At 45.4% G+C, this 8,414-nt stretch carries 8 protein-coding genes; 2 read left to right on the forward strand and 6 right to left on the reverse strand.

Going from position 1 to position 8,414, the window contains the following annotated elements; genetic code table 11:
* Positions 1-330: 330 nt before the first annotated feature.
* Together RH88_RS16545 and catB are read right to left on the reverse strand one after the other, a co-directional pair.
* The gene (locus tag RH88_RS16545; RefSeq protein ID WP_005598114.1) at positions 331-1,215 is read right to left on the reverse strand and encodes a LysR family transcriptional regulator; all 885 of its coding nucleotides are present in this window, start codon (positions 1,213-1,215) and stop codon (positions 331-333) included.
* A 159-nt stretch (positions 1,216-1,374) separates the two neighbouring features.
* Positions 1,375-1,998 (reverse strand): type B chloramphenicol O-acetyltransferase, encoded by a 624-nt coding sequence (catB, locus tag RH88_RS16550; protein ID WP_005598116.1) that lies wholly within the window; start codon positions 1,996-1,998, stop codon positions 1,375-1,377.
* A 246-nt stretch (positions 1,999-2,244) separates the two neighbouring features.
* Here catB and RH88_RS16555 point away from each other — a divergent pair, with 246 nt between their 5' ends.
* Complete coding sequence (locus RH88_RS16555) at positions 2,245-3,186, forward strand: endonuclease/exonuclease/phosphatase family protein (protein WP_005598118.1); 942 nt, start codon at positions 2,245-2,247, stop codon at positions 3,184-3,186.
* Positions 3,187-3,213: 27 nt separating this feature from the next.
* On the opposite strand, the gene RH88_RS16560 is transcribed toward RH88_RS16555, so the two are convergent.
* The 4 genes from RH88_RS16560 to RH88_RS16575 all read right to left on the reverse strand — a co-directional run bounded on the left by RH88_RS16560 (position 3,214) and on the right by RH88_RS16575 (position 7,103).
* Positions 3,214-4,311, reverse strand: a complete 1,098-nt coding sequence (locus RH88_RS16560) for an ABC transporter permease (RefSeq protein WP_174269662.1) — start codon at positions 4,309-4,311, stop codon at positions 3,214-3,216.
* 2 nt (positions 4,312-4,313) lie between these two features.
* Entirely contained in the window at positions 4,314-5,240 is a 927-nt protein-coding gene (locus RH88_RS16565) for an ABC transporter ATP-binding protein (RefSeq protein ID WP_005598122.1), read from the reverse strand.
* Positions 5,241-5,242: 2 nt separating this feature from the next.
* Complete coding sequence (locus tag RH88_RS16570) at positions 5,243-6,193, reverse strand: HlyD family secretion protein (protein WP_005598123.1); 951 nt, start codon at positions 6,191-6,193, stop codon at positions 5,243-5,245.
* Positions 6,194-6,455: 262 nt separating this feature from the next.
* On the reverse strand, positions 6,456-7,103 hold the full coding sequence (locus tag RH88_RS16575; RefSeq protein WP_005598125.1) for an HAD family hydrolase: 648 nt from the start codon (positions 7,101-7,103) through the stop codon (positions 6,456-6,458).
* 197 nt (positions 7,104-7,300) lie between these two features.
* On the opposite strand from RH88_RS16575, the gene RH88_RS16580 reads away from it, so the two are divergent.
* Positions 7,301-8,173, forward strand: a complete 873-nt coding sequence (locus tag RH88_RS16580; protein ID WP_005598127.1) for an NAD(P)-dependent oxidoreductase — start codon at positions 7,301-7,303, stop codon at positions 8,171-8,173.
* The last annotated feature ends 241 nt before the right edge of the window (positions 8,174-8,414 follow it).

Consider the following 8,414-nt stretch of genomic DNA (forward strand, 5'->3'; position numbering starts at 1 on the left):
GCCGCTAGCTGCGAAAGCTGAAACAGAGAATACTGATAGAGCGATGATGAGTACGTTTTTCATAATTGGTTTACCTTGTTGTTTGATTGTTTTAGCGGGTTTCCCCTCTCGACAGGAATGATATTACCGAGATGTAGATCACATGTAGAGGAAAGGCAGAGTTTCCATTTTGGAAATTTATGTGACTTGTGTCGAATTGATGCGCTGGCTGAATGGTTGCTTTTGGGGGAAAGCTTTGTAACACGGACGATAGCAAGCAATAGGCCCTGAATGATCAGGGCCTATTAATAAAGGAAAAATAACCAACTAAGTGAATAAATCGGCGTTGACTTATTCAGTCAGTTGGTTGAGAACGCGGTGGCAGGTGTTATATAGCCATTCCTTTTGAGGATCGTTTTGTTTGGCTCTGTGGTAGCTCATAACGCACTTAACACGCATATCTGATAATTTAGGTAGAGCAATACCACGACAGTTCTCAGGGATTAGGCGTGACATCGTGAAAGAGTAATGATCGGAATTTCGCACAATATTTTCGATCGCGAGTGTATTCTCGACTTCCACGGTCGGCGTGACTTGGTAACCAATTGCGGCGAGACGTTCTAATAGTGGATAACGAACGTCATTCCAACCTGGGTTACGGGTGATCACAAACGGATAGTCAGTTAACTCTTCAAGCGTTTGTGCGGGATGACCGTTACGCACATAAAACGTTGGGGAAACTTCACAGATGGATTTTTGTAATATGACTTGCGGTAGAGTTTCATCATAAGTGTTGAATAAAACGGAATTTTCACCTTCAACTAGGCGTGAGCGAGCCTCTAAGCTCCATTGGCGCATTGATATTTTCGCTAAAGGTGCATCTTTACGTAGGGCAAGATAGAGTTTATCGCCAAAGTTATCCCAAAATAGGGCGTGCCCATAAAGGATGATTTCTTGCTTTAAGGTTTGCGGCGAAAATTCGGTATGTTGAATGGAGTCAAAGGTCGCCAATATATGCTCGAGGTGAGCAAGGTTGGTATCCATAAAGGTGGTAGGCTCAAAACCATGTCGGCCTTGGATAAACAGTGGGTCTTCAAAGTGTAACTTTAGCTTTGATAAAATCTTACTGATCGCACTGGACGTTTTGCCTAACGCGTCTGCGACGAGTTTAACGTTGCGTAGTTCGTACATTTTGACCAAAACATAAATGCTTTGGATATCGAGGTTGTGTCCCATAAGCCGCTCACGATGATCTCCATAATAGAAATATAGAGAATGAGAGGCGGCTAACTCAATGGAAATTCTGCAAGTTAATGTGAGGTGCGCCGCATAAGATGGGTAATAAGGAGGTTTGTATTCATTTACACACCGCAACGTAGCGACGAGTGAATGGCTTTAGCCTTTTTGCCAGTATGTATAAAGCTGGCCAATCTCTCCACTGCAAAGCAAAGGTATCGCTTGTTCGAGCTGCGGCTCTGGCCACTCCCACCATTTCATTTCTAATAGCTGGGCAATTTGTTGCTCTGAGAAGCGCTGTCGAATCACTTTAGCTGGATTACCACCAACAATAGTGTAAGGCGCCACATCTTTAGTGACGACCGCACGGCTAGCGATAACTGCCCCATCACCAATTTGAACTCCGGGCATAATCATCGCTTCTGAACCGATCCAAACATCATTGCCAATAGTAGTATCTCCGGCGCGCTGGAAGGCATCCTGAGCTTGGCTAAATAAGGGATTATCTTGGTAAAAGAATGGAAAGGTTGCAGCCCAATCGTGTCGATGACCTTGGTTCCCCGCCATCATAAATACGGCCCCTGACCCAATAGAGCAGTAGCTACCAATGATGAGTTTATCGACATCATCGCGATCAGGCATAAGGTAACGAGCACAATCATCAAAGCTATGCTGATGATAATAACCAGAGTAATAGCTGTATTTTTCCACGATGATGTTGGGATTGGTGACTTGTTCTTGCAGTGATTTCCCGACAAAAGGGCTGGCGAAGTAGTTTTTCATATTGATTCTTTTTATGTTGAAAATGGCGCGACGGTGGTCGTTGCCTACTTGGGGGAATTATACTCCGGCTCAGAAAAAGTGCGATTCTTTCTCTCTGCTCGTTAGTTGCATTCTGCTTAGATGCAACCGTTTTATTTTCTTGATACGTAAGTTAGATAGTGATCATTGGCGCTTTGGCTGAGCGGTAACTTCTCTTTTATTGATGAACTCTTCCATACTTACATCATATCAAGGATGACTGGGGAGATGGGTTTGCTCAAAAAAATTGTGCTTTGGTTTGGAATCGTCTTACCTGCAGGGCTTTGGCTAGCGCTGTTTCTTAATGATGATATTTGGTGGCTAGAAAACGTTACAGGATATCCCGCGCTATTTTTTGGTTTATATGCGAGCCTGTGCGCTCTATTTTTGATTTCTAAACATTGGTCAAAAGCGATTATTTGCGCACTCTTATCGTTGGCTTTTTTTATGCTAACGCCGGTCAACGAGCGGTCTATCATGGTTAAGTGTGAGAACAGTGTCTCGATCATCCAGTATAATATCTATTATGAAAATCCCGATACCAACCAACTGATTAACTACTTAATTAATCATCCGGCGGATTTAGTGGTACTACAAGAAGTGTCACCGAAAGTTGGTGTTGTGCTGCAGACTTTAAGTGACGTATATCCTTATGTTTATGGCGGCCAAGAAGGGGTTGGTTATCCCTCAGGACAGATGATACTAAGCCGTTATCCTTTGGTGGACAGTTCTGTTTTTATGACACCTGATCAGCAACATATTATTCGTACTACTTGGCAAGCTGGCCAGCAGCAAGCCATCACGGTATTTACCGCTCATCCTCCTTCACCACGAACCGAAGCACTTTGGTATCGCCGCAATGCGCTAATGAAAACCATTGAGTCACTCAATCATCTTTACCCAAGCGACGAAGTACTCGTTATTGGTGATTTCAATTTGTCGTCAAGAAGCATGCGCTTCACTAAACTATTTCTAGGCTTTCAAACAGCACCAGTGGCCAGTTGGCCGAATTGGTTGCAGATTTCGTCAACGCCTGCAGCCTCAATGATTGGTATTGACCATCTATGGCTTAAATCAGCTAGTGGCTTACGACGAATTTGCCAGCGTGAAAGCTTGTCATCGCCTCATGGTTCAGATCATAAAATGATTCGAACCATGATAGGTTATTAGTGTTTGAGGTCTAAATCACGAGAGTCATTAATCGAGCGATTTTTTGAATCGCTTCGAAGCAATGAGAAGCCCAAGTAAAGTGAACCCTGCTAACCACAAGCTATCACGCCATAGATCAGTTAAGTCGGCGCCACGTAAGACAATACCGCGAATAAGGCGCATAAAGTGTGTCGCTGGCAGGACTTCTGAAATCCATTGTGCGATAACAGGCATGCCTTCGTAGGGGAACATAAAGCCCGAAAGTAGAATTGAAGGCAGCAATATAAACACCGTCATTTGCATTGCTTGTAGCTGAGTTGTCGCGATGGTTGAAATGACCAATCCGAGCGTTAAGCTGGCGGAGATAAACAGCAAAGTACCGAATAAGATTTGGCTCAGAGCACCGTTAATTGGCACGCCAAAAATAAAATGCCCTAAGCCGAGAATGATCACGACTTGAATTAGGCCAACGAAAATATAGGGAACGATTTTCGCAACCATTAACTCCATCGAATGGATCGGGGTGGTAATGAGTAACTCCAAATTACCGCGCTCACGCTCTCGAACAATCGCAGCACTGGTGAACAGGATCATCGTCATGGTTAAAATCACACCTAATAAACCCGGTACAATATTCACCGCCGAGCGTTGCGTAGGGTTGTAAAAGAGTGCAACTTCGAAAGTTTTCTGTGCTGGTGGCCGGATTTCAAAATCAAAGTCGGTTAACGGCATACTTTGAAGCGCCATAATCGCGTGGCTAATCATGGTATCAGAACCATCAACAATCCATTGACCGAGTTCACGGCCTTGTGCCATACGTTGAGTGAGATCAGATGGCAAGATGAGTGCCGCTCTAACTTGGCCATCTTGAATCGCTTGCTCAGCTTGCTGAGGAGTTGCGAAGCGTTGGGTAATATCGACAACTTGCGTCACTCGCACCGATTCAGTGATGACCCGTCCCGCGGCGCTTTGGCTTTGGTCAACGACAGCAATTGGAATATTGCGAACATCGGTATTAATCGCAAAGCCGAACAATAGTAGTTGGATAAGCGGGATCATTACCACCATACCAAAGGTGATGCGGTCACGAGAAAGCTGGCGAATCTCTTTTACCATGATGGCTTTCATACGGGCGATAGATTGCATCATTATTGGCGTCCTTCTCCGGTTACGGTAACGAACACATCTTCCAAACTTGGCCGAGCAAGATTCATCTCAGCATCTTTTAGTTCCGGAAAGTTATTGACCAGCCATTGAATTGGATTGGCCACTTGGTTACGAATGAGTACGCGTAAACGAATCCCTATCTGCGCCGCAGTACGTACCTCTGATTTCCCTAAAAGCTTGCTTTTCAATTGACGTAAGTGGGGCGCTTTAACCTCGACAATATTTACCCCCATTTCAGCCATCAGCTGTTCCGGTTCACCATCAGCACGAATAACCCCAGATTCCATAATCGCAAGCCGATGGCAGCGCTCCGCTTCATCCATATAGTGGGTGGTGATCAAGATGGTGGTGCCTTGATCGCTAAGATCAAACAACTGTTCCCAAAATTCCCGTCGGTTTTCTGGGTCAACAGCGGAAGTTGGTTCATCAAGAAATAATAGTTCTGGGTTGTGCATAGTCGCAGCCGCCAGCGATAAACGCTGTTTTTGTCCACCACTCATGCCTCCAACGCGTTGGTTGCGGCGCTGATCGAGGCCATAGATATCGAGCTGCTCGTCAATCCGTTGCTTGAGGGCACGGCTCGGCATACCAAATATTTGGCCGATAAACTGCAGGTTTTCCTTCACAGTCAGATCGTCATACAGCGAGAATTTCTGGGTCATATAGCCAATTTTTAAACGCAGCAACTCTGACTGGCGCGGTATCTCAAGCCCCAGAACATCCACTTCGCCTGAGGTTGGGCTTAGTAGGCCAGTGAGTACGCGAATCGTGGTCGATTTCCCGCAACCATTAGGGCCAAGAAAACCGTATATGCTGCCTTTAGGGACATTAAGGTTGATCCCTTCAATCGCGGTAAAGTCACCAAACTTTTTAATCACATTTTTGGCTTGGATAGCAAATTCCGTCATGCTTACTCCTTGAACAGCGCAACTTGCGCTGCAAGCCCAGAGGGCAGTGTGGTTGCACTTTGCTCCAAATCGACTTCAGCCAAATACATCCAACGAGAGCGTTCTTCTTCGGTTAAAGCGTAGTACGGAGTAAAAGAGGGCTCGGTGGCAACCCAGCGGACGGTTCCCTGATAGGGGGCTTCAACCCCATCGACAAACACTGAAACGTGTTTGCCCGGAATGAAAGTGACGCGGTAGTCTGCAGGAATATAAACCCGCGCATAAGGAACTTGGCTTGCTTGTACCACCGCCACAATACCGTTAACCGGAACTCTTTCTCCAAGGTTATAGGGTAAATTGTCTAATACACCATCGCGTGTGGCAATGATGGTTAAATCATCCAGATTTTGCTGTTCAAGGGCGACATCAGCTTGTGTCGCAGCCAGTGCGGCGCGCGCTTGTTCAATATCTTCAGGACGCGATCCTGCGGTGAGTTTACTGAATTCTTCATTTGCGGAATCTAACTCTGCTCGGGCAGAATCCCGCGCAGCTAAAGCGGTATCTTTCTCTGATTGGCTAATGAGTTTTTTACTAACTAACTCGGCTTTGCGCTGGTAGTTTTTTTGCGCCTCTGTGAGCTGCGCTTGTGCCCTGACAACGCGAGCTTGAGCGGCAGCAATGTCTTCAGGTCGTTCACCGTTGGTCAGTTTAAGTAAATAGGCGGCAGCTTTCGCTTGCTCTGCAATGGCGTGGGCCAAAACGGCTTGCTGACTTTTGGTATCGAGTTGAACCAGCACATCGCCCGCTGTCACTGCGGTGCCTTCGCGAATCGGCAATTGGCGGATAATCTCATTGGCAGTCGCGGAAAGAGTGACGCGATCGCGCTCAAGAGTACCGAGTGCTTTGTCTTTGTCGCTGGGGGAGCAAGCTGAGAGAAGTGAAATAAACAGTACACTAACGAGGATTTTTTGCATGCTCGATTCCTTAGAATGGGGGCAACTCTTTATAGAGTAACGAGTTTGCCACAGCGACGATGTGATCCATTACGAACTTATGTTTTAGGATTCTCTATTTAGAATAGGGTAGTGCTTTTACTAAGCATTAGAAAAGAAAGATAATTCCACTATATTCATCAATTGATGAATTATGGGGATAACAGCAATACAGCGAATAAAATAAAGGCTTAACGGTGCGTTAAGCCTTACGAATGCAAATGATAATGGTGGCGTGGTTTCGTTACTGCGCTTTTAACTTGGCAAGAACGTCTATCATCGATGGCTCAATCTCATGGCCAAGCGCTTTGATCTCTTCGCTTGGCTCAACCAAATCTGGAATTTGGAAGGTGTGCATTTTGGCTGAAACCGCAGATAAAACGCCATTATTAGAATCTTCAAAAGCGATGCACTGCTCTGGTTCAACACCTAGACGGCGAGCGGCGAGTTGATAGATTTCAGGATCAGGCTTACCGTTAGTCACCTCACAGCCACAGGTTAAATGATCAAAGTAATGATCGATGCCTGCAAGCTTGAGCTTAATGCTGGCAAGATCTTTATGAGTGGAAGTCGCAACGGCGGTCGGAATGTTGTTGGCTTTTAACCATTCCAATAGTTCAACCACACCTTCTTTTACCGGAATCGCCTGATGTCGCACAATGGCATCATAGTTGGCGCGCCATTCTGCATGTAATTTAGGCAAGTCGTCGCCGTAAGCATCGCGGAAAATTTTCTCAATTCCTGCCGCATTACGACCAATGATCGAGAGGTAAACATCTTGATAAAAAGGCAGTTCAACGGTTTGACATGCTTGTTTGAAGACGCGCATACAGACGCGTTCTGTATCGAGGAGAAGGCCATCCATGTCAAAGATTGCAGCTTTATAATTCATTTATTGAGTACAGCTTAATAGAGTGTAGGGACCGTCATTGTGGCATAAAACATGACAAAAAACTTAGTGCAAAATTATAAAAACGGTTCATTTCATTGTTCGATATTGGTTAAACTAAGGCAATAAGTTTTTCACAACGTCAGTACTATAAACCATAACAAAAACAAGGTTTAACTGGCTTCATTATCGGAGTAAATATGGAAAGCAAAACAGTTACCTTTGTTGGTTTAGGGGTTATGGGCTACCCAATGGCGGGGTACTTAAGTAAGGCCGGTTACAGCACCAAGGTATATAACCGTACTTTCGCTAAAGCACAAAAATGGCAAGATGAGCATCAAGGCATAGCATGTGAAACGCCAAAGCAAGCCGCAGAGGGCTGCGATATCGTATTTGTCTGCGTCGGTAACGATGATGATGTGCGCAGCGTGGTATATGGTGATGAGGGCATTTTGGCGGGCATGAAGCCAGGCGCGGTTTTAGTCGACCATACCACGACATCGGCCAATCTTGCTGTAGAACTGGCTGAAGCCGCTAAACAAGCGGGAAATGCCTTTATTGATGCTCCTGTTTCTGGTGGTCAAGCGGGGGCTGAAAATGGCGTGCTAACCATCATGTGTGGTGGTGAAGCGGCGATTTTTGAACAAGTTGCGCCAGTGATGGATGTGTACGCTAAGCAAGCGACATTGCTCGGTGAACACGGACAAGGTCAGCGTTGTAAAATGGTTAATCAGATTTGTATCGCAGGGGTGTTACAAGGCTTAAGTGAAGCGATTCAATTGGCACAAAAATCAGGCTTGGATATTGAACAAGTGGTGAATACCCTCAAGCACGGCGCTGCAGGTTCTTGGCAGATGGAAAATCGCGCGACAACCATGGCACAAGATAAGTTTGATTTTGGCTTTGCGATTGACTGGATGCGTAAAGATCTTGGTTTCTGCTTAGAAGAAGCGCAACGTGTTGGTCTAGAACTGCCGCTGACTCAGCAAGTTGATCAGCGCTATGCAGAGTTGCAAGAGCAAGGCTTAGGCCGACTGGATACCTCTGTTCTGATCAAAGCACTGGAAAAATAGCGCTGGTTATTTCCTCATTGAAATCGCTTCATGAGGGAATTGTAAAAGCTCACGATAACTGCTTAGGCAACTGAGCGGTTTTTTTATCGCTATGCTTTTGAACATTTCGCTTGAAGTCCTAAATAGGCTCGTTAATAAACAACAGGCATAAAAAATCCGATATCAGAAGACTGATATCGGATTGAATTCAACCATGAGTAAACTCGTAAAGAGTTAATTCACAGTATCAAACACGCGAGAA

Source organism: Vibrio scophthalmi LMG 19158 (assembly GCF_000222585.1).
In the GTDB taxonomy this organism is placed as follows: Bacteria; Pseudomonadota; Gammaproteobacteria; order Enterobacterales; family Vibrionaceae; genus Vibrio; species Vibrio scophthalmi.

Coding starts and splice junctions, on each gene's coding strand:
- RH88_RS16545 (WP_005598114.1), bottom strand. CDS start 1,215: ATGGGACACAACCTCGATATCCAAAGCATTTATGTTTTGGTCAAAATG.
- RH88_RS16570 (WP_005598123.1), bottom strand. CDS start 6,193: ATGCAAAAAATCCTCGTTAGTGTACTGTTTATTTCACTTCTCTCAGCT.
- RH88_RS16555 (WP_005598118.1), top strand. CDS start 2,245: ATGGGTTTGCTCAAAAAAATTGTGCTTTGGTTTGGAATCGTCTTACCT.
- catB (WP_005598116.1), bottom strand. CDS start 1,998: ATGAAAAACTACTTCGCCAGCCCTTTTGTCGGGAAATCACTGCAAGAA.
- RH88_RS16565 (WP_005598122.1), bottom strand. CDS start 5,240: ATGACGGAATTTGCTATCCAAGCCAAAAATGTGATTAAAAAGTTTGGT.
- RH88_RS16580 (WP_005598127.1), top strand. CDS start 7,301: ATGGAAAGCAAAACAGTTACCTTTGTTGGTTTAGGGGTTATGGGCTAC.
- RH88_RS16560 (WP_174269662.1), bottom strand. CDS start 4,311: ATGCAATCTATCGCCCGTATGAAAGCCATCATGGTAAAAGAGATTCGC.
- RH88_RS16575 (WP_005598125.1), bottom strand. CDS start 7,103: ATGAATTATAAAGCTGCAATCTTTGACATGGATGGCCTTCTCCTCGAT.